We start from the raw sequence: 24,195 nt of genomic DNA, 5'->3' as shown, positions 1-24,195 counted from the left end.
ATCATTCGCGGAGCCCGCCATGTTCAAAGTCTCAAACCTCGCCTCCGGCTACGGCCAGAGCGCGGTCATCCACGACATCAACCTGTCGGTCGCCAGGGAGGAAATCGTCGCCGTCATGGGCCGCAACGGCATGGGCAAGACCACGCTGTTCAAGACCCTGATGGGGATCCTGCCGCTGCGCGACGGCAGCATCGCCATCGATGGCGTCGAGCTGGGCGGCATGGAGAGCCACCAGCGCGTCTCGCGCGGCGTGGCCTATGTGCCGCAGGGACGCATGATCTTCCCCGGCATGACGGTGCTGGAAAACATCCAGACCGGACTCGGCCCGGCCGCCCGCGGCAAGGTGCCCGACGAGCTGTACGCGCTGTTCCCCGTGCTCTACGACATGCGCACCCGCAAGGGCGGCAACCTGTCGGGCGGGCAGCAGCAGCAGCTGGCGATCGCCCGCGCGCTGGCGACCAACCCGCGGGTGCTGCTGCTGGACGAGCCGACCGAGGGCATCCAGCCGTCCATCATCAAGGACATCGCGCGCAGCCTGAAGGAGATCCGCAAGATCCGCCAGCTCACCATCATCGTCTCGGAGCAGGTGCTGAGCTTCACGCTGGAGATCGCCGATCGTTTCCTGGTGATCGACAAGGGCCGCTTCGTCTATGAAGACACGCGCGACAACGTCGACGCGCCCACCATCAGCAAGTACCTGTCCGTGTAATTCCGTTTTCGTTTTCCGTTCTGCAAAGGAGCAAGGCCATGAGGCATGGAGACATATCGAGTAGCAAGGACGCAGTCGGCGTGGCGGTGGTCAATTACAAGATGCCGCGCCTGCATACCCGCGGCGAAGTGCTGGACAACGCCCGCAAGATCGCCGCCATGCTGGTGGGGATGAAGCAGGGCCTGCCGGGGCTGGACCTGGTGGTGTTCCCCGAGTATTCGACGCACGGCATCATGTACGACGAGAAGGAAATGTACGAGACCGCCGCCGCCGTGCCGGGAGACGAGACGCGCATCTTCTCCGAGGCTTGCCGCATCGCCGGCGTATGGGGCGTGTTCTCGCTGACCGGCGAGCGCCACGAGGAGCATCCGCGCAAGGCGCCGTACAACACGCTGATCCTGATCAACGACCAGGGCGAGATCGTGCAGAAGTACCGCAAGATCATGCCGTGGACGCCCATCGAAGGCTGGTATCCCGGCGACGCGACCTATGTCTGCGACGGCCCCAAGGGCCTGAAGATCAGCCTGATCATCTGCGACGACGGCAACTATCCCGAAATCTGGCGCGACTGCGCCATGAAGGGCGCCGAGCTGGTGGTGCGCTGCCAGGGCTACATGTACCCGGCCAAGGAGCAGCAGGTGCTGGTGGCCAAAGCCATGGCCTGGATGAACAACGTGTATGTGGCCGTGGCCAACGCGGCCGGTTTCGACGGCGTGTATTCGTACTTCGGCCACTCTGCCATCGTCGGTTTCGACGGCCGCACGCTGGGCGAATGCGGCACCGAGGAGATGGGCATCCAGTACGCCGAGCTGTCGGTTTCCGCCATCCGCGACGCCCGCCGCAACTGGCAGTCGCAGAACCACCTGTTCAAGCTGCTGCACCGCGGCTACACCGGCAAGATCAATTCCGGCGAGGCGCCCGCCGGCGTGGCCGATTGCCCCTTCGATTTCTACAAGACCTGGGTCAACGACCCGCAGGCCGCGCGCGCCGCGGCCGAGGCCATCACGCGCAAGACCGCCGGCACGCCGGAGTGCCCGGTGCCGGGCATCCCGGCCGGGCCGGCCGATTGATCGACGAACAGTCTCCCGCTTCTGGAGACCGGAATTCCGTTCGGACTGAGTAGGCCCGAAGGGGCGTATCGAAGGCGTACAGACAGTTCGCCAGGGGCTGGAGCATCTTCGATACGCCGCTATGCGGCTACTCAGTCCGAACGGGAGGAGAAACGCAGGAAAAACTCGGAGAAGAGAGGACTGATCCGGGTGATTTTCTGCGGGCAGTATTCAAGGAACCTACCTACCACCAAGGAGCTCGCATGCAACACTTCAAGATCAAGCCCGGCGTTCCGCTGGCGGAGCAGCCTGAACTCGGCCACAACCGTTGGCACCCGGACCTGCCGTTCCTGTCCTCGGTCAAGCCGGGCGAATCGATATTGATCGAATCGCTGGATTTCCTGGACGCCCAGATCAAGGACACCGACGACGTCTCCGACGTCAAGAACGTCGACCTCACGCGCGCCCATCCGCTGACCGGGCCGTTCCACGTCGAAGGCGCCGAGCCGGGCGACCTGTTGGTGATCGACCTGCTGGACATCAAGCCGGTGACGCCGGTGGGCTTCTCGGGCGTGTTCGCCAAGGAGAACGGCGGCGGTTTCCTGGCCGATTACTTCCCGGATGCGGATAAGGCGATCTGGGACCTCAAGGGCCTCTACGCCACCTCGCGCCACATTCCCGGCGTGCGCATCGCCGGCCTCACGCACCCGGGCCTGATGGGCTGCCTGCCGTCGCACGACCTGCTGGCCGAATGGAACCGCCGCGAGGCGCCGCTGGCCGCCAAGGGCCTGGCCAAGCCGCCCGATCCATCCACCGCGGTGCTGCGCGGCCTGACCGGCGCCAAGTTCGACGAGATGGCCAAGATCGCCGCGCGCACCGTGCCGCCGCGCGAGCATGGCGGCAATACCGACATCAAGGATCTCTCGGCCGGCACCCGCATCTTCTTCCCGGTGTACGTGAAGGGCGCGGGCTTCTCGATGGGCGACCTGCACTTCTCGCAGGGCGACGGCGAGATCGGCTTCTGCGGCGCCATCGAGATGGACGGCGTGAGCCACGTCGGCTTCGACCTGATCAAGGGCGGCATGGCGAAGTACAACATCACCTCGCCGATCTTCATGCCCAGCATCGTCAAGCCGCACTACGAGCAGTGGCTGACCTTCGAAGGCATCAGCGTCGAGAACGGCACCAACTATTACCTCGACGCCACCGTGGCCTATCGCCAGGCCTGCCTCAAGGCGATCGATTACCTCACGCACTTCGGCTACACCGGCAGCCAGGCCTACATGCTGCTGACGGCGGCGCCCGTGGAAGGGCGCATCGGCGGCATCGTCGATATCCCGAACTGCGCCTGCACGGTGGCCTTGCCGACTTCGATCTTCGACCAGGACATCACGCCCAAGGGCATGCTCAACGACAAGTCGTATTGGGGACGCAAGCCATAGCGCGGGCGCGGGAAGGCGGCGGCCGGGGCATTGGCCGCCGCATCGGTCACATCATCGGGATTCATTGCCAGATCGGAGCAGACATGCCGCTATACGATATCCGCTGCAGCCATTGCGAAGGCATCTTCGAGAAATTGCTCAGCATGCAGGCGCTGGGCGGCGAGCTCGCCTGTCCCTATTGCCGGCAGCAGACTGCGGCCGCGCCGATGCTCTCGGGCGGGCGCGTGGGAGTGGAGGTGAGGGAGCGCTGGCGGCCGCGCAACGGCGCCCAGCAACTGGCGGGACAGGGCGCGGCCGGCCCCGGCGCGCACGCGGGCGCCGCGCGCAGCAGCGTGCTGCACAACTGCAAGGGGCACAGCTGCAGCATCTGCGCGACTTGAGCCGGGAGAGTTAAAAGGGAAGGTGTCAGGCGAGGCGGTTCAACAGAACCGCCAGCCCGACCGTGCACAGCAGGCCGAAGATCGCCACCAGCTCGAGCTCGGAGAAGCCCTGGCGCGCGTTCTCGCGCAGGTGCCGCGCGCGCGGGTAGCGGCCCAGCGTCAGCAGCTTGAGGACGGCGTTGCCAATGGCGTAGAACACGCCCTGGAAGGCCAGCCAGCGCAGCAGGCCGCCGAACAGTCCCAGCATCGTGTCCACGGCGGCCTCCTTATTCCAGCATCGCGTCCAGGCCGGCCGAGAGTTCCTTGAGCGCCGGCATCGCCAGCCCGGCCTTGTCCTGCGCATGCTTCACCATCACCGGCGCCCAGGCCGGATCGACGCCCAGCTTCTTGGCCACCTGCGCCGGATAGCAGGCGCGCGCGGCCTCATCGTCCAGCTTGAGCACTTCCACGCGGGCGATCCATGCGCCCAGATGCACCCAGCCGGCGGCGCGGTCGAGCTTGCCCGAGGCCAGCGGATCGGGAACGTCGCGCAGGGCGGCGGCCAGCGGTTCGGGGAAGTTCCAGATGCGCGCCAGTTCGGCGGAGACGTCGGCGTAGTGGAAGCCCCAGTGTTCCTTTTCTTTCCCGGCGCGGGACGCGTCGAGCACGTTGACCTGCTTGTCCAGCGGCGCCGCCTCGGCCGCGGCGACCGCGTGCAGCTGCAGCTGGCCGATACCGTGCATCATGCCGACGGTGAAGACGGCGTCGCCGTTGTCGTCGCCATGGTTGCCGGCGTGCATCGCCAGCCAGCGCGCGGCCACCGCTGTGTAGAGGTTGTGCCGCCAGAACTGCGGCAGGTCCATGCCCTTTGTATTCTTGAAGGCGGCCACCATGCCGTTGCCCAGCACCAGGTTGCGCACCATGACGAAGCCCAGCATGCGCAGCGCGTCGTCGACCGTGCCGACGGTGCGCGAGACGTGGAAGAAGGCGGAGTTGGCCAGCCGCAGGAGCTTGGCCGAGAGCGCCGGATCGGCCGCCAGCTGGCGCGCGATGTCGGCGGAGGAGACGTCTTCGGAATTGAAGCTGGCAATCAGTTGCTGGACTACCTTGGGAACAGTGGGCAACTTGCCGGGCTGGTCGACCAGGCTTTTGAGCTCCATCAAGATTTCCTCCATGTAATTGTTTTACGGTCAATACCGGGAAATGCGGTTCCATTGTCGCAGAGATCGAACGATTTGCCGCTCCCTTTCTCCGTATGATGGAGTCGACCAACACCCTGGGAGGGAGTACATGGCAAGCCGCAAGAAACCCGTCGAACCCGCAACCGACCGCGCCACCGCAACCGCAACAGCCGCAGCAACCGACACCGCCGGCTGGGGCGACGTCAACGCCTACCTGACCGATTCCCTGCAGCGGACCTTCCTGTTCCTGGACACCTTGTTGGATCGCGGCAACGCCTACCTGGAGCACCTGGAGCAGGGCACGCCGCCGCTGCTCAAGTTCGGGCATGAACTGGTGGTCGACGGCCACGACCTGCCGCAACCCTGCAACTATGCGCTGCTGCGGCTGCAGCCGCCGCCCGGCTTGCCGGTCGATGCGCAGGCGCGGCCGGTGGTGGTGGTCGATCCGCGCGCCGGCCACGGCCCCGGCATCGGCGGCTTCAAGTTCGATTCCGAGGTGGGCATGGCGATGAAGGCCGGCCACACGGTGTATTTCGTCACCTTCCGCCCGGAGCCGGAAGACGGCCAGACGCTGACCTCGGTGATGGACGCCGAGGCCAGCTTCCTGGAAGAGGTGATCCGCCGCCATCCGCAATGCAAGGCCAAGCCGGTGGTGATCGGCAACTGCCAGGCCGGCTGGGCCATGATGACGCTGGACGCGGTTCGGCCCGAGCTGTTCGGCCCGCTGATGATGGTCGGCGCGCCGGCCTCGTACTGGGCCGGCAGCTCGACCCTGAACCCGATGCGCTACAGCGGCGCCACGCTGGGCGGCACCTGGCTGGCCTCGCTGGCGGCCGACCTCGGCGCCGACCGTTTCGACGGCGCCTACCTGGTGGAGAACTTCGAGAAGCTCAATCCCGCCAACACCCTGTGGAACAAGTACTACAGCCTGTGGTCGGCGGTCGATACCGAAGGCCCGCGCTTCCTGGAGTTCGAGCGCTGGTGGGGCGGCTTCTTCCGCATGACCGGCGCCGAGATCGAGTCGATCACCGAGAACCTGTTCGTGGGCAACAAGCTGGCGCGCGGCGAGCTGATGGTCAAGGGCCGCGCGGTGAACCTGCGCGACATCACCGCGCCCATCGTGGTGTTCGCCTCCTGGGGCGACAACATCACGCCGCCGCCACAGGCGCTGAACTGGATCGTCGACACCTGGGGCGACGAGCGGGCCATCGCCGCCGCCGGCCGCACCATCATCTACGTGCTGCATGAGAGCGTGGGCCACCTCGGCATCTTCGTAGGCGGCTCGGTGGCGCTGAAGGAGCACGACCAGCTGGTGAGCTCCCTGGACGTGATCGAGAGCCTGCCGCCCGGCCTCTACGAGATGAAGCTGGAGCGCAAGGACGGCCTGCAGGCGCAGCGCTGGGACGAGCTGGAACCGGGCGACTACACGGTGCACTACGAGCACCGCACCATGGACGACATCCGCAAGATCAATCCGGAGGGGCGCGAGGAGGAGCAGGTGTTCTCCACCATCAGCCAGTGGTCGGAGATCAATTCGCAGTTCTACAAGACCTGGCTGCGCCCCTGGGTGCGCATGGCCTCCACGCCGGCCACCGCCGGCGCGCTGATGAAATTCAATCCGCTGCGCATGCAGCGCCAGCTGTTCTCCGACACCCATCCGGCCGCCGCCTTCATCCGCCAGCAGGCGGCCGAGGCGCGCGCCAAGCGGGTGCAGCTGGCCGAGGACCATCCGCTCAAGCAATTCGAGCGCAAGATGGCCCAGCGCATCACCGACGAGCTCAACGCCTTCCGCGACCAGCGCGACGCCCGCACCGTGAAGACCACGCGCCAACTGTTCGGCCCCAACGGCCTGGGCGCCTGGCTGCCGCCGCGCGAGCCCGACGCCGAGGTGGCGCATCGCCGCGCGCTGGCCGACCTTGGCGCCTATCGCGATACCGTGCTGCAGGACATCGGGCAGGGCGGCTTTGCCGAGGCGGTGTGTCGCATCGTGATCGCCGGCATGGTCTCCATCGGCGCCTTCGAGCGCCGCAGCCTGCGCCTGGCGCGCTTGCTGGCGCAGTTGCCCAACATGCACGCCAGCGTCTCGCCGCAGACCAATTGGGTGCAGCTGCTGAAGGACCAGGCGCGCATCACCGCGGTGGCGCCGGTGGAGGCGCTCAATGCGCTGGAACGCATGCTGCCCGACACCGCCACCCGCGAACGCGCGCTGGCGCTGGCGGCGGCGGTGATGATGATCGAGCCGACGCTGGCCAACCCGCGTTCGGAGATCATCGAATTCCTGATCGGCACGCTGGGCGTGGATCCGGACAAGGTGATCGCGCTGGCGCGCAAGCTCACCAGCGCCATCGGCGAGCAGCCCGACGAGATCCGCCTGCCGGCCAGGAAGAGCGCCGCGGCCAAGCCGGTGAAGGCGCCGGCGCGCAAGGCGGCGCCAGCCAAGGCCGCGGTCAAGCCGCCAGCGAAGAAAACGGTAGTGAAGAAAGCCGTGGCGAAGAAAGCGCCAAGCCGTCCGGCGCGCGCGAGGAAGGCGGCGGCCTGATCAGGCGCCGTGTATCGCCGCCCATAGCAGCGACAGTCCCGAGGCCACCAGCAGCGCATCCAGCAGGCGCTGGTGGTGGCGCTCGCTCATCTTCATGACGAAGGCGCGGCCGGCGAAGGTGCCGGCCATCAGCGACGATCCCACCAGCACTCCTTGCAGGAAGACATCCAGCGGCATCGCGCCGAGCTCGCGGAAGGTCAGCACCTTGCTCACGTACAGCGCCAGCGAACTGGCCGCCTCGGTGGACAGGAACGCGCCCTTGGCCAGGCCATAGGAGGTGAAGGCGGGCACGCTCAGCGGGCCGGTGGAGAGCACGATGCCGGTGAGGTAGCCGATGACGGCGCCGCACAGGGAGAGTTGCCACAGCTTCAGCGTGACATTGCGCCGCTTGAGCCAGTGCCGCACCGGCACCATCGCGAGGAAGAACACGCCCAGGCCGATGTCGATCCAGTGAGCAGGCAGGCGCAGCAGCGTGCGCGCGCCGAGGATGGCGGCCGGCACGCCGGTGACGGAATAGGCGGCGAAGGCGCGCCAGTCGACCGCCCGCCACCACGCCATCACGCGCGACAGGTTCGCCATCACCGCCGCCACGGCCATGATGGGCACGGCCCGCTTGGGCCCGAAGTTGTAGACCAGCACCGGCAGCAGCATGATGGAAGAGCCGGTGCCGATGACGCCGCTGATCATGCCGGTCAGCAGGCCGACGGCGAGGACGAAGAGGTAGGCTGCCACGGGGTGTTGTTGTGGTTGGTGGTGGGGGAATTATAGAAGCCGGCGCTGTTCAGCGGTTGCAGGAGTGCGACGAACGACGCTGGGTCCCGGCCTGCGCCGGGACGACAGGGAGTGGGGTGTTTGAGCCCACGGAGGTGTTTGCAACTTCCAGCTTGTCGTTCCTGCGAAAGCAGGAACCCAGTGTCGTTCCGTGGACGTTGCGTCACCAGGAACGCCACTGGATCCCGGCCTGCGCCGGGATGACGGAGGTGGCTTTACGGGCGCCCGCCCGCCGCCAGTCGCTTCTCGATCTGCGCCAGCACGCCCGGCAAGTCCGCCACCGAATCGATCACGTAATGCGCACCCGCCGCGCGCAGCCGCTCTTCGGCGCGGGCCTTCAGCGCCGCCGCCTCGGCCGGCGCCAGCGCCGCCAGTTGCGCCGGCGTCTGGCCGACCTCGTTGCCTGAGAGCGTCACGCCTACGCTCCACATGCCGGCGCGGATGCCTTCCTCGATGCCCGGCACGGTGTCGTCCACCTTGACGCAGCCGGCCACGTCGCCGATCTTCAGCGCCAGCACATTGGCCAGCGCCATGAACGGGCCGGGACGGCCGCCGGCGGCCAGTTCGTCGCCGGCCACCACATGATCGGGGGCGATGCCGTCGCGCGCGGCCAGCGGCAGCAGCACGTCCAGCACCACGCGCGGATAACCCGAGCAGGAGCCCACCTTCAGGCCGCGCGCGCGCAGCTGCGCCAGCATGTCGGCGGCGCCGGGGATCGGCTGCGAGTACTCGCCGACCTTGGCGATCTGCATCGGCATGAAGCGCGCGTAGATGGCGTCGACGTCCTGGTCGGTCGGCGCGCGGCCGGTGTGGCGCTGCCATTGCGCGGCGATCGACGCGTCGTCCAGCAGCGTGCGGATGTGCTGCCACTTGGACAGGCCCATCGGGCCGCGCGCCTGTTCCAGCGTGATGGCGATGTCGAAGCTCTTGAAGGCGTCGACGAAGATCTGGGTCGGCGCCAGCGAGCCGAAGTCGACCAGGGTGCCGGCCCAGTCGAAGATCACGGCTTGCAGGGCGATGGCGGGGCGGATGGCGGACATGTGGGGTTCCTTGTTCATGGGGCGGAGTCGGGGGAGTCAGTGCGCGGCGGCGATGAAGTTGCGTCCGCGCGGGCCTTGCAGGGCGCGCTGCACCAGCGCGTCCCAGGCGTCGGCGATGCCGTAGCGGGCGGGGTCGGTGGAGACGCCGAGGTCTTCCAGGAAGCCGGACAGGCGGGCGACGGCACCGTCCTTGTCGGCGGCGCCGAAGATCTGCAGCAGCAGGGCGTCGACGGCGGCGTCGCGGCCGAAGGCCAGGCGCATCACATGCGGCAGCGAGAAGGAGCAGGCGATGCCGTGCGCCACGCCGTGGTGCAGCGTGATGTCGTAGGAGAGCGAATGCGCCAGCGCGGTCTTGGTGTTGGAGAAGGCCAGGCCGGCCTGCAGCGCGGCCACCGCCATGCGTTCGCGCAGGGCGACGTCGTTGGGCTTGCGCATGAGCGGCGGCAGCGTGGCGATGATCTCGCGCGCGGCGCAGGCCGCCAGGTTGGACGAGACCGGATTGCGGTTGACGTTCCAGATCGCCTCCAGCGCATGCGACAGCGCGTCCAGGCCGCTGGCCAGCGTGACGCCGGGCGGCAGCGAGAGCATCAGCTTGGCGTCGACGATGGCGGCCTCGGGCCAGGTCCAGGGGCGGTGCAGCGAATACTTGCTGCCGGCGGCGGCATCCCAGATGGTGGCCCAGGGCGTGACTTCGCTGCCGGTGCCGGCGGTGGTGGGGATGGCGACCAGCGCCTTGGCGCCGGCGCCGTCCAGCGGCGCGCCGTCGCGCAGGTGCGCCAGCAGCTCGTCGAAGCGGCCCGAGGGCGTGGGGGCCAGCATGGCCTTGGCGCAGTCGATCACGCTGCCGCCGCCGAAGGCGACCACGCACTCGACCTCGCGGTGCTGCGTCCACACGCGTTCATACATGGCCGACAGCCAGCTGACGTCGGGGTTGGGCCGGACCGCGTTCTCGATGCCGGCCAGCTGCGCGCCGAGCAGGTTGGCCAGGTATTGCTCCAATCCCAGCGCGCGCGCTTCGGGGAAGGTGACCAGCAGCGCGCGGCGGCCGGCCAGCAGGGCGGGAAGGCGTTCCAGGCTGCCGGCGCCGGCGTGCACGGCGACCGGATTGTGAAAATTCCACATGGGCTTGTTTCTTGAAAAAGTTACGGGTTCAGTGCGCGCGGCCGTCCTGGATGGACTGGCGCAGGCGGCTGGAGACGGCGTCGGCGATCACCACCATCAGCGTCACGACGACGATGCAGGTGGCGGTGTCCTGGTACTTGAACAGCTTGAGGCTGTTGACCAGCTCGAAACCGAGGCCGCCGGCGCCGACCATGCCCAGCACGGTGGCCTGGCGCAGGTTGACCTCGAAGCGGTACAGCACGGTGGCGATCCAGGCGGTGATCACCTGCGGCAGCACGCCGAAGGCGATCACCTGCAGCGGCCGGGCGCCGGTGGCGCGCAGCGCTTCCAGCGGGCCGTCGTCGATCTCCTCGATGCTCTCGGCGAAGAACTTGCCGACCATGCCCACGCCGTGCAGCGCCAGCGCCAGCACGCCGGGGAAGGGCCCCAGGCCGACCGCCGAGACAAACACCAGCGCCAGGATCAGCTCGTTGATGCTGCGCGTGACGTTCAGGGCCTGGCGCACCGCCTGGTAGACGGCGCGGTTGCGGTTCAGGTTGCGCGCCGCCAGGAAGGACACGGGAATGGCGCCGAGCACGCCCAGCAGCGTGCCCCACAGGGCGATCTGCACGGTCTCGACGGCCGGCGTCACCAGCCTGCCGAGGATGCTCCAGTTGGGCGGGAAGGAGCGCGCGATGAAGTCGCCGATCTGCGGCAGGCCGTCGGCCAGTTCGCCCCACGAGAGCTGCGTGCCTTGCGCGCTCCAGGCCAGCACGAAGGCGGCCAGCGCGACCGCCGCCACGCACAGCAGCCAGGCGCGCAGGTTCAACGGGCGCGGGCCGGTCCAGACGTAGTCGTGGTAGCTGCCATGGGCGTTGGATTGGTTCGGGGCGTTCATCACAGGGCTCCTTGCGTGGCCAGTTCCGGCGCCGGCATGCGCGCGGCCGGCGCTTCGGCGTTCTGGACCTGGTCCAGGCCGGCGTAGATCAGGTTGAGGTGGGCCTCGCGCAGCTCGTCGCCGCGGCCGTCGAACACCAGCTTGCCGCCGGCGAGACCCACGATGCGGTCGCCGAACTCGCGGGCGTAGTCGACCTGGTGCAGGTTGCACACCACCGTGATGCCCAGCTCGCGGCAGGCCGCGCGCAGGTAGTGCAGCACCAGGCGCGAGGTCTTGGGGTCGAGGCTGGCTACCGGCTCGTCGGCCAGGATCACCTGCGGCCGCTGGGCCAGGGCGCGGGCGATGCCCACGCGCTGGCGCTGGCCGCCGGAGAGGGCGTCGGTGCGTTCATGCGCCTTGTGGTCGAGCTCGACGCGGCGCAGGCAATCCATCGCCAGCGCCACGTCCTGCCGCGAGAACAGCTGCAGCAGCGAGGCCGGCGTGGACACCTGGCCGAGCCGGCCGGTCAGCACGTTCTTGAGCACCGACAGGCGCGGCACCACGTTGTGATGCTGGAAGATCATGGCCACGTTGCGGCGCAGGGCGCGTTGCTTGCGCGTGTCGGTGGCGTCGAATCCGGCCGCCACCAGCTCGCCGGAGCTCGGTGCGACCAGGCCGTTGATACAGCGCAGCAGGGTCGATTTGCCGGCGCCCGAGGGGCCCAGCACCACCAGGAACTCGCCGGCGGCGACATCGAGGTCGATGCCGCGCAGCACGGCATTGCTGCCGTATTGCTTGGTGAGCGAACGGATCCGGATCATTTCATCGCCTTGAGGTCGAGGTTGAGGATCTTGGCGGTATCGCGCACCACATCGTAGGCGGCGTCGCTGGTGGGCACGAAGCCGTTGAGCACGCCCTGGTCGCCCCATTGCACGTCCTTGATGGATGCGAAGGCGGCGGCGATCTTCTGCTTGAAGGCCGGATCGAGGTCGCGGCGCCAGACCATGGGCGACTCCGGGATGTCGGGCGAGGTCCACACCACGTTCAGGTCGGACTGCTGCACCACGCCCTTGGCGACGGCCGCGGCCAGGATGCGGTCGGCCACTGCGGCGGCGTCCACCTTCTTGTTGGCCACGGCCAGGATGCTGGCGTCATGCGAGCCCGAGAAGATCACCCGCGAGAAATACTTGTTGGGATCGATGTTGAGCTTTTGCAGGCCGGCGCTGGGGAACAGGTGGCCGGAGGCCGACGAGGGATCGACGAAGGCCATGGTGCGGCCCTTGAGCTGCTCGACATTCTGGATGCCGCTGTCCTTGCGGGTGATGATCAGGCTCTTGTAGTAGCTCTTGCCGCTCTTCTTGGTCTCGGCCACCGAGAAGGCCTCGACGTTGGCCACGGTGGTCGCCAGCACGTAGGAGAAGGGGCCGAGGTAGGCCACGTCCAGCTTTTTGGAGCGCAGCGCTTCGATGATGCCGTTGTAGTCGGTGGCGATGAAGGGCTTGACGGTCACGCCCAATTGCTTTTGCAGGCTGTCGATGACGGCCTTGCTGTTTTCCAGCATGGCCTGGGAATCCTCCGCGGGGATCAGGCCCACGGTCAGGATCTGCGGCTGGGCGGCCAGGGCGGGCAGGGCCGGCAGCGCGCCGGCGAAGGCGGCCAGGCACAGGGCGAGGAGGGAGCGTCGTTTCATGTTCATCCTTTGTTCGGAGTTTGGTATCGGTCGGTGGCGCGCAAGGCGGGGGCAACAATGCAAAACAGGCAATCAAGCCCAGTGGGAAAGGCTTTTGGTCCGGACAGGGAGAAGATTAATGAGGCTTTGTGACGGCTGTATTATCGATATAATCCCAAAAACGTTTGGAAACTATTGATTGGATCTATAGATGACGCCCTCCCAGCTCCGCGCCTTCCTCGCCGTGGCCCGCCATCGCGGCTTTTCCGCCGCCGCGCGCGCCCTGGGCGTGAGCCAGCCGACCCTGACCACCCAGGTGCAATCGCTGGAGCGCGAGCACAACGTCGAGCTGTTCTTCCGCCGCGGGCGTCGCCTGGACCTGTCGGAGACCGCGCAGCGCCTGCTGCCGATCGCCCAGAACATCGCCGAGCTGGAGCTCGATGCGCTCAACCTGCTGGTCAATTCGGGCGCGCTGCATGTGGGCCACCTGCGCATCGGCGCAGTCGGGCCGTTCCACGTGATCGAGATGGTGGATGCCTACCGCGCGCGCTATCCCAAGGTGGAGCTGTCGATCAAGCTGGGCAACTCCAAGCAGTCGCTGGCGGACCTGGAGAACTACGTCACCGATGTCGCGGTGCTGGCCAGTTTCAACGACGACGCGCGTTTCCACGCCGTGCCCTATGCCGACCACGCGGTGGTGCTGTTCGCCCACCGCAGCCATCCTTTCTTCAAGCGCGAATCGGTGGCGCTGGCCGAGCTGGCAGGCCAGCCCATGCTCATGCGCGAGCGCGGCTCGACCACCCGCCTGGCGCTGGAGCAGGTGATGCAGGAGGCCGGCGTGAGCCCGCAGGTGGTGATGGAAATCGGCAGCCGCGAGGCGCTGCGCGAAGCGGTGGCGCGCGGCCTGGGGCTGGGCGCGGTGTCGGAGGCGGAGTACGTGCCGGATCCAAGCTTTCGCATGGTGCGCATCCAGGGCGACCCGATCAGCACGCACACCTACGTCTACTGCCTGGCCGAGCGGCGCGAGGGGCGACTGGTGGGCTCGTTCATGAAGATCGCCGCGCGCGCCTGAGGCGGCCTGCCTGAAGCGGGCCTTTGGCTTATCATTACGGTTTGCCCAAATTTTCAAGCAATCGGAGACCCGTGTGATCAAGCATATCGTGATGTGGAAGTTGAAGGATCAGGCCGAAGGCGGCGACAAGGCCACCAATATCGCCAAGATGAAAGCGCTGCTCGACAGCTGCGCCGACATCGTGCCCGGCATCCTCAAATTCGAGGCCGTGGTGGCCCAGCCCGGCCTGGAAGCCACCTACGACGTGGTGCTGTATTCGGAGTTCGCATCGCGCGCGGCGCTGGACGCCTACCAGGACCATCCCGACCACGTCGCCATCAAACCCTTCATCGGCGCGGTGCGCGAGGCGCGCCAGTGCATGGACTACGAGATCTGATCGGAAGCGCGATGAGCCTGGCCCTGACCGACGTCTTCCCGCAGGGGAATCCCTATTTGCAAGAGCTGGGCGTGCAAGTGCTGGACTACGGCGACGACCGCGCCGTGATGGCGCTGCTGCTCAAGCCCGAGTTCATGAACAGCTGGCAGGTGGCGCAGGGCGGCATTTCGATGACGCTGATGGACGTGGCCATGGGCCTGGCCGCGCGCGCCGGCACCGACGCCAAGTCGTCGGCCACGGTGGAGATGAACAGCAGCTTCCTGCAGCCGGCCGGTCGCGCCGGCGACACCCTGGTCGCGCGCGGGCATACCTACCACCGCTCCACCACGCTGTGCTTCTGCCAGGCCGAGCTGTGGAACGGCGAGAAGCTGGTGGCCAAGGCCATGGGCACGTTCAAGCTGGTGCGCCGCCTCGACATTTCAAAGAAGCTTGAGCACGAGTGAGCGGCAGGGCTGCCAGGTACAACAGAACATACAGAAGGAACGCCAAATGAAAATCATCGTGGGCAATTGGGACGACTTGCGCGCGCACGCGCAGCCGATCCGTTTTGAAGTCTTCGTCGACGAGCAGCAGGTGCCGGCCGAGATCGAGCTCGACGAGATGGACGCGGTCTGCGTGCACGCCGTGGCCTATGCCGAAGACGGCTCGCCCCTGGCCACCGGCCGCCTGCTGCCGGACGGTCACATCGGCCGCATGGCGGTGAAGAAGGCGGGACGCGGCAAGGGCGTCGGCGGCGCGGTGCTGCAGGCGCTGATCAAGGCGGCGCGCGAGCGCGGCGACGGCGAGGTGATCCTCAACGCCCAGACCCACGCCGAGAAGTTCTACGCCGCCCATGGCTTCGCCCGCGAGGGCGGCGAGTTCATGGAAGCCGGCATTCCCCACATCACCATGCGCGCCAGCCTGGCGTAGGCATCCCCGGCCGCTCGCCCGCACTGCGGACGGGCGGCGCCTTGTTTTTTCTTTGCGGATTTTTCAGCGCTGGCGGGCCAGCGCCAGGGCTTCTTCGTGCGTATCTGCCAGGCGGAAGTAGCACAGTTGCGCCCCCAGTTCGCGCGCATGCTCGGCCACCAGCTCGGCCGTCGAGGCCAGCTCTTCGGACGCGGCGGCGTTGCGCTGGGTGGTTTCGTTGAGCTGCATGACAGCCATGCCGATTTCGCGCACGCCTTCTTCCTGCGTGCCGGTGGAGAGGGTGATGCGGTTGATCTGCTGCGACGCCTGGCGGATGCCTTGCAGCGTGCCTTCCAGCAGCCGCTGGCTGGTTTCTTCAGCCATGTTCACGCTTTGCTCGGCGATCTCGCTGATCTCGCGCGCGCTGTCCTGGCTGCGTTCGGCCAGCTTGCGGATTTCCGCCGCCACGACCGAGAAGCCGCGTCCGTGTTCGCCGGCGCGCGAGGCTTCGATGGCAGCGTTGAGCGCCAGCAGGTTGGTCTGGTAGGCAATGTCGTCGATCACGCCGACCTGGCGCGCGATGCCGCGCATGGCCGAGACCGTGGATTGCACCGCCGCGCCGCTCTTGTCGGCGTCGGCCGCGGCGGCCTCGGCGATGAGGTCGGTGCGGCGCGCGTGTTCGCCGGTTTCCTGGATGGCTTCGCTCACGCCCGAGATGGCGGCGTGGACTTCTTCCACGGCGGCGGCCTGTTCGCTGGAAGCGTGCGCCAGCGCCTGGGCGGTGGCGTTCAACTGGTGCGAGGAGTTGCCCAGCGAATGGGTCGAGAGGGTGACGCGCTGCATGATCTCGGTCAGGCGGCCGCGCATCGAGTGCATGGCGTGCAGCAGGCTGCTTTCGTCGTTGCGGCGCAGCCTGACCTCGATGCCGAGGTTGCCGTCGGCGATCTGGCGCACGATATGGGCGGCATAGCCGGGTTCGCCGCCCAGCTCGCGGCGCAGGCCGACGATGATCCACACCGCCAGCGCGATGCCCAGCAGCAGGCTGGCGCCGGCCAGTTGCAGGTTGTGCTGGCGCAGGCGCCGGTATTCGGCGGTGGCGTCGCCATAGGCGATGCGGGTCAACTGTTCCTGCAACTGGCCGAGGCCGGCCAGTTGCGTGGCCAAGGTGCCCAGCAGCGGCGTGATTTGCGGCCACATCTGGTTGGCCTGGCTGACCTCGCCGGAACCGATCAGCTCGGCGACGCGGGTGCGCTGCTCCAGGTACTGGCGCCAGTCGCGTTCGAAGCGGGCGGCGGCGGCGCTTTCCTCGCCGGTCATGCGGGTCGACATGTAGGCCTTCCAGCTTTCCTTGCAGGCCGCGTCCAGGGCGGCCAGCCGGGACAGCAACTCCGGAATCTGCTGCTGCGGCGACAGGCCGTCGCGCACCGGGCCGTCCGGCACGTTGGCCAGCATCAGCGCGCGCCCCATGACGTCGCGGTTGCTGTAGAGCGCGTCGCGCACCCTGGAGAGCTGGATCAGCGCCAGTGTGCGGTCTTCGTAGACGAAGCGCAGTTTTTCATTGCTGGAGGCCATGCCCAGCGTGCCGTACCAGGCCACCAGGACCACGCTGGCGCACAGCACCGCCACCAGTATCCCCAGGCGGACGGTGACCGTCAGTTTCCCTTGCACAATATTTTCCTTGTTATCCCTTCCCACGGGTAGCCGACTATACCGCGCCTTGTTGCCGTCCAGAACGCAGAATAAAGGGAAAAAAACGGCCTGCAAGCGGCCTTTCTCCCGCGCATGTGGTTTCCCACAATACAAACGGGAGGTGCTCTGGTTCATACTTGCGCCCGAACCGGGGAGGGGGAGTCTCCCGGACAAAAAAATGCCTGAGCGGACGACGATCCGCATACGGCCAGCGGTCTGCCCGGCGCGCAAGCGCCTATCCACACCGGGGCAGGCTGGAGATTGATGTTTATGGAGAATGAAAAATGACAACGGCGAAGCAGCCTATCTACAAATCCCTGTACTTCCAGGTTCTGGTCGCGATCGTGATCGGCGTCCTGCTGGGACACTTCTATCCTTCCACCGGCGAGGCGATGAAGCCGCTCGGCGACGGCTTCGTCAAGCTGATCAAGATGATCATCGCGCCCGTCATCTTCTGCACCGTGGTCACCGGCATCGCGGGCATGGAAGACATGAAGAAGGTCGGCAAGACCGGCGGCCTGGCGCTGCTGTACTTTGAAGTGGTCAGCACCCTGGCGCTGATCATCGGCCTGGTGCTGGTCAATGTGCTGCAGCCCGGCGTGGGCATGAACATCGACCCGGCCTCGCTGGACACCAAGTCGATCGCCTCCTATACCGCTCCCGGCAAGCTGGGCACGGTGACCGATTTCGTCCTGTCGGTGATCCCGACCAGCATGGTCGACGCGTTCGCCAAGGGCGACGTGCTGCAGGTGCTGCTGGTGGCGGTCCTGTTCGGCTTCGCGCTGCACAAGTTCGGCGGCCGCGGCACCCTGATCTTCGACTTCATCGAGAAGATCTCGCACGTGCTGTTCGCCGTGGTGGGCACCATCATGAAGGTGGCGCCGATCGGCGCGTTCGGCGCGATGGCCTTCACCATCGGCAAGTACGGCGTCGGCTCGCTGTTCTCGCTGGCCAAGCTGATGGGCACCTTCTACCTGACCTGCCTGCTGTTCATCTTCGTCGTGCTGGGCATCATCACCCGCCTGCATGGCTTCTCGGTCTGGAAGTTCGTCAAGTACATCAAGGAAGAGCTGCTGATCGTGCTGGGCACCTCGTCCTCTGAATCGGTGCTGCCGCGCATGCTGGCCAAGATGGAAAACGCCGGCGCCAAGAAGACCGTGGTCGGCCTGGTGATCCCCACCGGCTACTCCTTCAACCTGGACGGCACCGCGATCTACCTGACCATGGCGGCCGTGTTCATCGCCCAGGCGACCAACACCCCGATGACCTTCGTGCAGGAGCTGACGCTGCTGGGCGTGCTGCTGCTGACCTCCAAGGGCGCGGCGGGCATCACCGGCTCCGGCTTCATCGTGCTGGCGGCGACGCTGTCGGCGGTCGGTCACCTGCCGGTGGCGGGCCTGGCGCTGATCCTGGGCATCGACCGCTTCATGTCCGAGGCGCGCGCGCTGACCAACACCATCGGCAACGGCGTGGCGACCCTGGTGGTGGCCAAGTGGAGCGGCGAGCTCGACACCAAGCGCTTGAATGCCGTGCTGAACAACGAGACCGTCGAGGAGGCAAATGCACCTGAAACCGTGCTGGATCGCACGGAATCGAAGATGCATCATTAAAAGAGCGCATCCGCAGGCGGCCGGCGACGGCCGCCGGGATGACGCCGGAAAAGGAAAAGGCGGACTTCGGTCCGCTTTTTCTTTTTGCGTCGGGTGCGCGTGATCGGCCGACCGGGCAAGGCCGGGCGGATCGCTTGGGGTATGTGCGGGAAGAGGCGCCGGGTACCGGCGAAAAAAAAGCCCACGACCTTGCGGTGTGGGCTTCAATCCAATTCTTTAAGGAGGAAATTGGAGGAGACAGGTGCTACTTTACTGCTCCGCATCAAATCAGGCCAATTTATCTTACAAATATCAGATATACGCTTTGTTTATTTCTTGCCGATATCGATATCCCGCCCGGCATCAGTCGATGCGTCCCGTCCCTGGCGCCTTTGCGCCCGATCCCTCCTGGTCCTGCGCGTATCCCGTGGTCTCTTCCTGCGTCTTGGGCTTGCAGGGGATCTTGCATTTCGAGTCGCTTTTGGACTCGGCCGAATATTGCACCGCCATGGGATCGGCCACATGCTCGGTCAGGACCGGCTCGCCCAGGATGGGCACGCGCAGCACGGTCGAGCAGCGGGTGCCGTAGTCGGGTGAGCGGATGAAGATGGGCGACAGCATGCGTTCCTTCTCGATGCCGACGCCGGTATCGGGCAGGCGGCAGTCGTTGGCATGCGTGGCGTCGGTCAGCATCTCGAAGAAGGTTTCCTCCGGCGCGCCCTGGCACAACAGGCTGGCGAATTGCGCCTTGGCGCGCGTGACCTTGGGCCAGGGCGTGTCCAGCTGGGCGTTGGAGAGGCCGTAGACGCCGTACTCCAGCGGCTTGCCGTTGCGGGCGTCGCCTTCGCCGCGGTTGGAATACCAGAGCATGGTCTCGCGGTCGCCGACGATCAGGTTGAAGCCGTTGAACTCCTGCGCCTTGGGCTCGATGTGGCGAAGGTAGGCGGCTGGATCCATGCCGCCGCTCAGGTAATCCGAGACCAGTTGCCCGCGCGTGGGCGCGTCCGCGCGCCGCTCCGAGGGCGAGCGCACGTTGGTCAGGGCGGCGAAGCGCCCCTCGCGGGTCACGCCCAGCCAGGTGCCGCCGCCTTGCAGGTCGCGCCCGGCGAAGACCTGCGGGTAATCGCTCCACCAGCCGGCATCGGCGGCCGGGCGGGCGTAGAACTCGTCACGGTTGGCCGCCAGGATCAGCGGCATGCCGGGGATGACTTTCCAGGCGAAGATGATCAGGCACATGTGGCGACATCCTCGAAACGCTCGACATGGCGTTCTCCCTCGATCAGGGCGGCGATGCAGGCATCCTTCAAGGCCCGCTCCAGCGCGCGGCCGAACTCGTCCTCCTGGCCTGGGGCGATGCGTTCGTACACTTCCATCCAGGTCTGCAGGCCGTCCTGCTCGCCGGGGCGGCGCTTCAAGCCGCCGGCGATGCCGAAGCGGCCCTGCAGCACCGCCTGCACGGCCTTGAGCTTGCCGTGCAGCTGCTGCGTGTGCGCGGCGGCGACGCGGTAGTAGATATAGAGATCCATGGGTCGCTGCCGCTTACTGCGGATCGGCCAGTTCGTAGGGCAGGTCGTGGAAGTGCAGGGCCGGGCCGGTGGCCGAGCCCAGGTGCACTTCGCCGTCGGCGGCCGCCAGCTTCATCTCCACCAGCGCCAGCGAGCGCCCCTCGCCGGCGCGCTCGGCGTTGACCACCATGCCGCACGGCTGCTGCGGATCGGCCGAGGAAAACACCTCGTTGCCGGCCAGCGCGGCGTCGCTGTCGATGGTGGCCAGCATGGTGCGGCGCTTGAGCTTGCCCAGGTATTGGCTGCGCGCCACGATTTCCTGGCCGGGGTAGCAGCCCTTCTTGAAGTTCACGCCGCCGACCAGCTCGAAATTGACCATCTGCGGCACGAACTGCTCCTGCGTTGCCGCCGTGATGCCGGGCACGCCGGAGCGGATCTCGGACAGGCGCCAGGCTTGCGGCGACGTCGGCGTGAGGTGCTGGGCCAGCTTGGGCCAGGCTGCGATGGCCAGCTCGGGCGTGGTGATCCACTGGTAGCGGGCGCTGCCGGAGGCATCGGCCACGCGGATCAGCGTGCCGTTGGCGTTGTCGATCTTGGCGTAGGGTTCGGCCGGCAGCACCGGATACCACTCGGCCAGCGAGTTCCTGGCCGCCGGGCCGGCCAGGCCGATGACCGCAGTGGCGGCGCCCTGGTCGGACAGCTTGGCCTTGGCGCGCAGCACGAACATCTGCAGTCGCTTCTGGATGGCCGGCTGCAGCGCGCGCGGCAGCTGCAGGAAAATGGTTTCCGCATTGCGCCAGACCAGGAAGCTGGCCAGCAGGCGCCCCTTGGGCGAGCAATAGCCGGCCAGGCGCGCGGCCGAGGTGTCGAGGCGCTCGACGTCGTTGGTCAGCTGGCTGTGCAGGAAGCTGGCGGCGTCGTCGCCGGCCACGCCGATGAGGCCCAGCCCGGTGAGCGGCGCCATGAAGCTCTCCAGGGTCTCCGGCGCGGGCGCGGTGGGGCCGAAGCCCAGCAGCTCGGCGCCGTCGGCATCGAAGCGGGCGCCGTTCTGTTTGAGGAAGTCGAGCCAGACGGAGGTCGAGGCGGTCAGTTCGGTCATAGATATTTACGCGTTGTCGGATGCGGGCGCAGCCGGCGGAATTGCCGGAATGGCGCCTGAAAATCCGCTGGCCGCGAAGCAAATTAGGCAACTCTCGTGCCAGCGATTATCATTGATGCCTCGATTATAGTGATCTCCGAAAAATCGCGTCGGGGAATGGGGATTTTGCATCCGGTATGAAGAAGTTATTTGTGACATTGCTCCTGCTGGCGGCCCTGGTGGCGGGCGCCGGCTATTATTGGTCGAAGCAGCCCATCGTCGCCGCGGGCGGCCAGAACATCGCCTTCACGGTCACGCCAGGCGCCGGCGTCAACGGCGCGGCCCAGGAGATCGCGGCGGCCGGCGTGCCGGTCAACCCCGACCTGTTCGCGTTGTATGCGCGGCTGTCGGGCGAGGGCGCCCGCATCAAGGCCGGCAGCTATGAGCTCAAGCCCGGCTACACGCCGCAGCGCCTCTTGCTGCAGCTGGTGCGCGGCGAGTTCGCCCAGGAGGCGCTGACGGTGATCGAAGGCTGGAGCTTCAAGCAAATGCGCCGCGCCATCGCCGAGCAGCCCTCGCTGAAGCACGACACCGTCAGCTGGACCGACCAGCAGGTGCTGCAGAAGCTGACCACCGAATACGCTTTCCCGGAAGGCCTGTTCTTCCCCGATACCTATCTGTTCGCCAAGGGCGCGAGCGACATGCAGATCTACAAGCAGGCCTTCGCGCTGATGAACAAGAAGCTCAACGAGGCCTGGAGCCGGCGCGACCTGTCGCTGCCATACCGTACGCCCTACGAGGCGCTGGTCATGGCCTCCATCGTCGAGAAGGAGACCGGCCAGAAGTCCGAGCGCGGCATGGTGGCCGGGGTGTTCGCCAACCGCCTGCGCGTGGGCATGCTGCTGCAGACCGATCCCACGGTGATCTACGGCATGGGCGAGCGCTACCAGGGCAAGATCCGCAAGGTCGACCTGCTGACCGACACGCCCTACAACACCTACACCCGCGCCGGCCTGCCGCCCACGCCGATCGCACTGCCCGGCGCCGCCTCGCTGGCCGCGGCGATGAACCCGGACAAGACCGACGCCTTATACTTCGTGGCGCGCGGCGACGGCACCAGCCATTTCTCCAGCAGCCTCAACGAACACAACCAGGCCGTCAACCGCTACCAGCGCTGACCTGCTCACTTACCTTTTAGCGATTCCTTCATGGCATCAGGCAAATTCATCACCTTCGAAGGCATCGACGGCGCCGGCAAATCGACCCATATCTCCTTCGTCGCCGAGCTGCTGCGCGCGCGCGGCCTGACCGTGGTCGCCACGCGCGAACCCGGCGGCACCGAACTGGGCGAGGGCCTGCGCGAGCTGCTGCTGCACCAGAAAATGCACCTGGAAACGGAAGCCTTGCTGATGTTCGCCTCACGCCGCGAGCACCTGGCCCAGGTGATCGAGCCGGCGCTGGCGCGCGGCGACTGGGTCATTTCCGACCGCTTCACCGACGCCAGCTTCGCCTACCAGGGCGGCGGCCGCCGGCTGGCGCTGGACAAGCTGGAAGCGCTGGAGCGCTGGGTGCACCCGCACCTGCAGCCGGACCTGACGCTGCTGTTCGATGTCCCGCTGGAAGTGGCGCGCGCGCGCCTGGACGCCGAGCGCACCCCCGACAAGTTCGAGCAGGAGAAGGCCGATTTCTTCGCCGCCACCCGCGGCGAATACCTGCGCCGCGCGGCCGAATTCCCGGCGCGTTTTCGCATCATCGACTCCACCCGGCCGATTCCCGAGATCCAGCAGGAGCTGCGCGGCATCATTGCGGCCCTGTAACTGACGAGCGCCATGAGTTCATCCGATTCTTCACTGCTGCCCTGGCAGCACGACAGCTGGCGACAGCTGCAGCAGCTGCGCGAGCGCCTGCCGCACGCCTTGCTGTTCTACGGCGCGGCCGGCACCGGCAAGACCGCCTTCGTCGAAGCCTTCGCCAAGTCGCTGCTGTGCGAGGCCCCGACGCCCGAGGCGCACGCCTGCGGCGCCTGCGCTTCCTGCAACTGGTTCGCGCAGTACAACCATCCCGACTATCGCCGCGTGCGCCCCGAGGCGCTGGAAGACGAGCTGGCCGACGAGGAGGGCGGCGAGGACAAGAAGACCGCCAAGGCCAGCAAGACGCCATCCAAGGAAATCAAGATCGACCAGATCCGTGCGCTGGCCGATTTCATGAATGTCTCCACGCACCGCTCGGGCCTGCGCGTGGTGATGCTGTATCCGGCCGAGGCGCTCAACACCGCCGCCGCCAACGCGCTCCTGAAGACGCTGGAAGAGCCGCCGCCGGGCACCATGTTCCTGCTGCTCTCCAACCGCCTGGACCGCCTGCTGCCCACCATCCTCTCGCGCTGCCGCAAGTTCGCGCTGGCCGGCCCTTCGCACGAGGCCGGCCTGGCCTGGCTCAAGGCCCAGGGCGTCAAGGACGCCGACGCCTGGTTGGCCGAGCAGGGCGGCGCGCCGCTGGCGGCGCTGGAAGCGGCCCAGGGCGACAGCCGGGATGTGCTTGACGAACTGCTGCGCCACCTGGCCCAGCCCGGCGTCGACGGCGTCCTGCGCACCGCCGACAAGCTGCAGAAGGTCCAGGTATCGGAGCTGGTCGGCTGGGTGCAGCGCTGGCTGTACGACCTGCTCTCGCTGAAGTCCGCCGGCGTCATCCGCTACTACCCGCGCTACGCCAAGGAACTGGGCCGCCTGGCCGAACGCGCCGACGTCATCACCATCTCGCGCGCCATCAAGGGCATGGGCGAGCGTCGGGCGATCGCCGATCATCCCTTGTCGGCCAAGCTGTTCATCGAGGAGATGCTGATGGATTATGCGGGGGTGTTTGACTGATTCTCCGTTTTGTCACGCAATTCACTACCACCTGAGTTTTCTTTATCCATGAGCACTACCCGGGCACTTGTCGGCTGGCCGTCAAGCCGAGCTGCCGGCCATCATCGCCATCTACAACAGCACCATCGCCTCGCTTCCGGTGACCGCCGACAGGACTTGGACGCTACTGCCCGGAACTGGCTATAGTCCACGCTCCTAACGTCAAACTGTATACGCTGCTGAGCTTCGTGTTCGGCCACAATGAACGGAGCCGAAGCTGTTCGAGCCCTTTGCATTTGGTCGCTTGGCGCATACGCCGCGCGTGGGTACGCAGGATGGGATGGAACGTGATTCTGGGTAAGCGGGTGGGATGAGGCGCTTGCGGATGCAGGAATGAAAAAAGGGAAGCCGAGGCTTC

Annotated in this window: 25 protein-coding genes and 1 pseudogene; 14 read left to right on the top strand and 12 right to left on the bottom strand. The window is 66.9% G+C overall.

What is annotated here, in order from left to right:
* Positions 1–19: 19 nt before the first annotated feature.
* From urtE to Herbaro_RS12795, 4 genes are all read left to right on the top strand, one after another.
* Positions 20–709, top strand: a complete 690-nt coding sequence (gene urtE, locus Herbaro_RS12810; RefSeq protein WP_275010014.1) for an urea ABC transporter ATP-binding subunit UrtE — start codon at positions 20–22, stop codon at positions 707–709.
* 38 nt (positions 710–747) lie between these two features.
* Positions 748–1,779 carry an aliphatic amidase gene (locus Herbaro_RS12805; protein WP_275010013.1) on the top strand — a complete coding sequence of 344 codons (1,032 nt, stop codon included), beginning with the start codon at positions 748–750 and terminating at the stop codon, positions 1,777–1,779.
* Positions 1,780–2,021: 242 nt separating this feature from the next.
* Positions 2,022–3,200 (top strand): formamidase, encoded by a 1,179-nt coding sequence (gene fmdA / locus Herbaro_RS12800; RefSeq protein ID WP_275010012.1) that lies wholly within the window; start codon positions 2,022–2,024, stop codon positions 3,198–3,200.
* An 83-nt stretch (positions 3,201–3,283) separates the two neighbouring features.
* On the top strand, positions 3,284–3,580 hold the full coding sequence (locus Herbaro_RS12795) for an FmdB family zinc ribbon protein (protein ID WP_275010011.1): 297 nt from the start codon (positions 3,284–3,286) through the stop codon (positions 3,578–3,580).
* Positions 3,581–3,605: 25 nt separating this feature from the next.
* On the opposite strand, the gene Herbaro_RS12790 is transcribed toward Herbaro_RS12795, so the two are convergent.
* Entirely contained in the window at positions 3,606–3,836 is a 231-nt protein-coding gene (locus Herbaro_RS12790; RefSeq protein ID WP_446719268.1) for a hypothetical protein, read from the bottom strand.
* Between the two features lie 10 nt (positions 3,837–3,846).
* A complete protein-coding gene (locus Herbaro_RS12785) occupies positions 3,847–4,719 on the bottom strand; it encodes an HDOD domain-containing protein (protein ID WP_275010010.1) in 873 nt (290 codons plus the stop codon).
* A gap of 130 nt (positions 4,720–4,849) precedes the next feature.
* Here Herbaro_RS12785 and Herbaro_RS12780 point away from each other — a divergent pair, with 130 nt between their 5' ends.
* Entirely contained in the window at positions 4,850–7,279 is a 2,430-nt protein-coding gene (locus Herbaro_RS12780; protein ID WP_275010009.1) for a DUF3141 domain-containing protein, read from the top strand.
* On the opposite strand, the gene Herbaro_RS12775 is transcribed toward Herbaro_RS12780, so the two are convergent.
* The 6 genes from Herbaro_RS12775 to phnD all read right to left on the bottom strand — a co-directional run bounded on the left by Herbaro_RS12775 (position 7,280) and on the right by phnD (position 12,758).
* Positions 7,280–8,011: a sulfite exporter TauE/SafE family protein gene (locus Herbaro_RS12775; RefSeq protein WP_275010008.1), complete on the bottom strand. Its 732-nt coding sequence runs from the start codon at positions 8,009–8,011 to the stop codon at positions 7,280–7,282.
* A gap of 254 nt (positions 8,012–8,265) precedes the next feature.
* On the bottom strand, positions 8,266–9,090 hold the full coding sequence (gene phnX / locus Herbaro_RS12770; RefSeq protein WP_275010007.1) for a phosphonoacetaldehyde hydrolase: 825 nt from the start codon (positions 9,088–9,090) through the stop codon (positions 8,266–8,268).
* Between the two features lie 36 nt (positions 9,091–9,126).
* Entirely contained in the window at positions 9,127–10,212 is a 1,086-nt protein-coding gene (gene psrA, locus Herbaro_RS12765; protein ID WP_275010006.1) for an iron-containing alcohol dehydrogenase PsrA, read from the bottom strand.
* A 28-nt stretch (positions 10,213–10,240) separates the two neighbouring features.
* Positions 10,241–11,089 (bottom strand): phosphonate ABC transporter, permease protein PhnE, encoded by an 849-nt coding sequence (gene phnE, locus Herbaro_RS12760; RefSeq protein ID WP_275010005.1) that lies wholly within the window; start codon positions 11,087–11,089, stop codon positions 10,241–10,243.
* On the bottom strand, positions 11,089–11,889 hold the full coding sequence (gene phnC, locus Herbaro_RS12755; protein WP_275010004.1) for a phosphonate ABC transporter ATP-binding protein: 801 nt from the start codon (positions 11,887–11,889) through the stop codon (positions 11,089–11,091). Before phnC ends, phnE begins: the two co-directional genes overlap by 1 nt.
* A complete protein-coding gene (gene phnD / locus Herbaro_RS12750; RefSeq protein WP_275010003.1) occupies positions 11,886–12,758 on the bottom strand; it encodes a phosphonate ABC transporter substrate-binding protein in 873 nt (290 codons plus the stop codon). The genes phnC and phnD overlap by 4 nt, the downstream gene beginning before the upstream one ends.
* Positions 12,759–12,948: 190 nt before the next feature.
* Here phnD and Herbaro_RS12745 point away from each other — a divergent pair, with 190 nt between their 5' ends.
* From Herbaro_RS12745 to Herbaro_RS12730, 4 genes are all read left to right on the top strand, one after another.
* Complete coding sequence (locus Herbaro_RS12745; RefSeq protein WP_275010002.1) at positions 12,949–13,809, top strand: LysR substrate-binding domain-containing protein; 861 nt, start codon at positions 12,949–12,951, stop codon at positions 13,807–13,809.
* 73 nt (positions 13,810–13,882) lie between these two features.
* Entirely contained in the window at positions 13,883–14,185 is a 303-nt protein-coding gene (locus Herbaro_RS12740; protein WP_275010001.1) for a Dabb family protein, read from the top strand.
* 11 nt (positions 14,186–14,196) lie between these two features.
* Positions 14,197–14,628, top strand: coding sequence for a PaaI family thioesterase (locus Herbaro_RS12735; protein WP_275010000.1), 432 nt, complete (start codon positions 14,197–14,199; stop codon positions 14,626–14,628).
* Positions 14,629–14,674: 46 nt separating this feature from the next.
* Entirely contained in the window at positions 14,675–15,094 is a 420-nt protein-coding gene (locus tag Herbaro_RS12730) for a GNAT family N-acetyltransferase (protein WP_275009999.1), read from the top strand.
* Positions 15,095–15,157: 63 nt separating this feature from the next.
* On the opposite strand, the gene Herbaro_RS12725 is transcribed toward Herbaro_RS12730, so the two are convergent.
* Complete coding sequence (locus Herbaro_RS12725) at positions 15,158–16,741, bottom strand: HAMP domain-containing methyl-accepting chemotaxis protein (protein ID WP_275009998.1); 1,584 nt, start codon at positions 16,739–16,741, stop codon at positions 15,158–15,160.
* 305 nt (positions 16,742–17,046) lie between these two features.
* On the opposite strand from Herbaro_RS12725, the gene Herbaro_RS12720 reads away from it, so the two are divergent.
* Positions 17,047–18,372 (top strand): dicarboxylate/amino acid:cation symporter, encoded by a 1,326-nt coding sequence (locus Herbaro_RS12720; RefSeq protein ID WP_275009997.1) that lies wholly within the window; start codon positions 17,047–17,049, stop codon positions 18,370–18,372.
* Between the two features lie 342 nt (positions 18,373–18,714).
* Here Herbaro_RS12720 and Herbaro_RS12715 read toward each other — a convergent pair whose 3' ends face one another.
* From Herbaro_RS12715 to ygfZ, 3 genes are read right to left on the bottom strand one after another with little or no spacing between them, the layout of a single operon-like run.
* Positions 18,715–19,587 carry an NRDE family protein gene (locus Herbaro_RS12715; protein WP_275009996.1) on the bottom strand — a complete coding sequence of 291 codons (873 nt, stop codon included), beginning with the start codon at positions 19,585–19,587 and terminating at the stop codon, positions 18,715–18,717.
* Positions 19,578–19,877, bottom strand: a complete 300-nt coding sequence (locus tag Herbaro_RS12710) for a DUF4936 family protein (protein WP_275009995.1) — start codon at positions 19,875–19,877, stop codon at positions 19,578–19,580. The genes Herbaro_RS12715 and Herbaro_RS12710 overlap by 10 nt, the downstream gene beginning before the upstream one ends.
* Before the next feature lie 13 nt (positions 19,878–19,890).
* Positions 19,891–20,955 (bottom strand): CAF17-like 4Fe-4S cluster assembly/insertion protein YgfZ, encoded by a 1,065-nt coding sequence (ygfZ, locus tag Herbaro_RS12705; RefSeq protein WP_275009994.1) that lies wholly within the window; start codon positions 20,953–20,955, stop codon positions 19,891–19,893.
* Between the two features lie 176 nt (positions 20,956–21,131).
* On the opposite strand from ygfZ, the gene mltG reads away from it, so the two are divergent.
* The 4 genes and pseudogenes from mltG (at position 21,132) to Herbaro_RS22475 (ending at position 24,138) form a co-directional block, all read left to right on the top strand.
* Positions 21,132–22,112: an endolytic transglycosylase MltG gene (gene mltG, locus Herbaro_RS12700; protein ID WP_275009993.1), complete on the top strand. Its 981-nt coding sequence runs from the start codon at positions 21,132–21,134 to the stop codon at positions 22,110–22,112.
* A gap of 30 nt (positions 22,113–22,142) precedes the next feature.
* On the top strand, positions 22,143–22,751 hold the full coding sequence (gene tmk, locus Herbaro_RS12695) for a dTMP kinase (protein WP_275009992.1): 609 nt from the start codon (positions 22,143–22,145) through the stop codon (positions 22,749–22,751).
* A gap of 12 nt (positions 22,752–22,763) precedes the next feature.
* Positions 22,764–23,798, top strand: a complete 1,035-nt coding sequence (locus Herbaro_RS12690; protein WP_275009991.1) for a DNA polymerase III subunit delta' — start codon at positions 22,764–22,766, stop codon at positions 23,796–23,798.
* Positions 23,799–23,865: 67 nt separating this feature from the next.
* Positions 23,866–24,138: pseudogene (locus Herbaro_RS22475) on the top strand (hypothetical protein).
* The last annotated feature ends 57 nt before the right edge of the window (positions 24,139–24,195 follow it).

This window comes from Herbaspirillum sp. WKF16 (assembly GCF_028993615.1).
In the GTDB taxonomy this organism is placed as follows: domain Bacteria; phylum Pseudomonadota; class Gammaproteobacteria; order Burkholderiales; family Burkholderiaceae_D; genus Herbaspirillum.
The sequence above is the reverse complement of the archived record's forward strand: the minus strand, read 5'-3'. Positions and strand labels throughout refer to the sequence as shown.

Coding starts and splice junctions, on each gene's coding strand:
- Herbaro_RS12735 (WP_275010000.1), top strand. CDS start 14,197: ATGAGCCTGGCCCTGACCGACGTCTTCCCGCAGGGGAATCCCTATTTG.
- Herbaro_RS12805 (WP_275010013.1), top strand. CDS start 748: ATGAGGCATGGAGACATATCGAGTAGCAAGGACGCAGTCGGCGTGGCG.
- fmdA (WP_275010012.1), top strand. CDS start 2,022: ATGCAACACTTCAAGATCAAGCCCGGCGTTCCGCTGGCGGAGCAGCCT.
- Herbaro_RS12720 (WP_275009997.1), top strand. CDS start 17,047: ATGACAACGGCGAAGCAGCCTATCTACAAATCCCTGTACTTCCAGGTT.
- Herbaro_RS12710 (WP_275009995.1), bottom strand. CDS start 19,877: ATGGATCTCTATATCTACTACCGCGTCGCCGCCGCGCACACGCAGCAG.
- Herbaro_RS12745 (WP_275010002.1), top strand. CDS start 12,949: ATGACGCCCTCCCAGCTCCGCGCCTTCCTCGCCGTGGCCCGCCATCGC.
- ygfZ (WP_275009994.1), bottom strand. CDS start 20,955: ATGACCGAACTGACCGCCTCGACCTCCGTCTGGCTCGACTTCCTCAAA.
- phnX (WP_275010007.1), bottom strand. CDS start 9,090: ATGTCCGCCATCCGCCCCGCCATCGCCCTGCAAGCCGTGATCTTCGAC.
- Herbaro_RS12785 (WP_275010010.1), bottom strand. CDS start 4,719: ATGGAGCTCAAAAGCCTGGTCGACCAGCCCGGCAAGTTGCCCACTGTT.
- urtE (WP_275010014.1), top strand. CDS start 20: ATGTTCAAAGTCTCAAACCTCGCCTCCGGCTACGGCCAGAGCGCGGTC.
- Herbaro_RS12795 (WP_275010011.1), top strand. CDS start 3,284: ATGCCGCTATACGATATCCGCTGCAGCCATTGCGAAGGCATCTTCGAG.
- phnE (WP_275010005.1), bottom strand. CDS start 11,089: ATGAACGCCCCGAACCAATCCAACGCCCATGGCAGCTACCACGACTAC.
- phnD (WP_275010003.1), bottom strand. CDS start 12,758: ATGAAACGACGCTCCCTCCTCGCCCTGTGCCTGGCCGCCTTCGCCGGC.
- psrA (WP_275010006.1), bottom strand. CDS start 10,212: ATGTGGAATTTTCACAATCCGGTCGCCGTGCACGCCGGCGCCGGCAGC.
- Herbaro_RS12715 (WP_275009996.1), bottom strand. CDS start 19,587: ATGTGCCTGATCATCTTCGCCTGGAAAGTCATCCCCGGCATGCCGCTG.
- Herbaro_RS12780 (WP_275010009.1), top strand. CDS start 4,850: ATGGCAAGCCGCAAGAAACCCGTCGAACCCGCAACCGACCGCGCCACC.
- phnC (WP_275010004.1), bottom strand. CDS start 11,889: ATGATCCGGATCCGTTCGCTCACCAAGCAATACGGCAGCAATGCCGTG.
- Herbaro_RS12730 (WP_275009999.1), top strand. CDS start 14,675: ATGAAAATCATCGTGGGCAATTGGGACGACTTGCGCGCGCACGCGCAG.
- tmk (WP_275009992.1), top strand. CDS start 22,143: ATGGCATCAGGCAAATTCATCACCTTCGAAGGCATCGACGGCGCCGGC.
- Herbaro_RS12690 (WP_275009991.1), top strand. CDS start 22,764: ATGAGTTCATCCGATTCTTCACTGCTGCCCTGGCAGCACGACAGCTGG.
- mltG (WP_275009993.1), top strand. CDS start 21,132: ATGAAGAAGTTATTTGTGACATTGCTCCTGCTGGCGGCCCTGGTGGCG.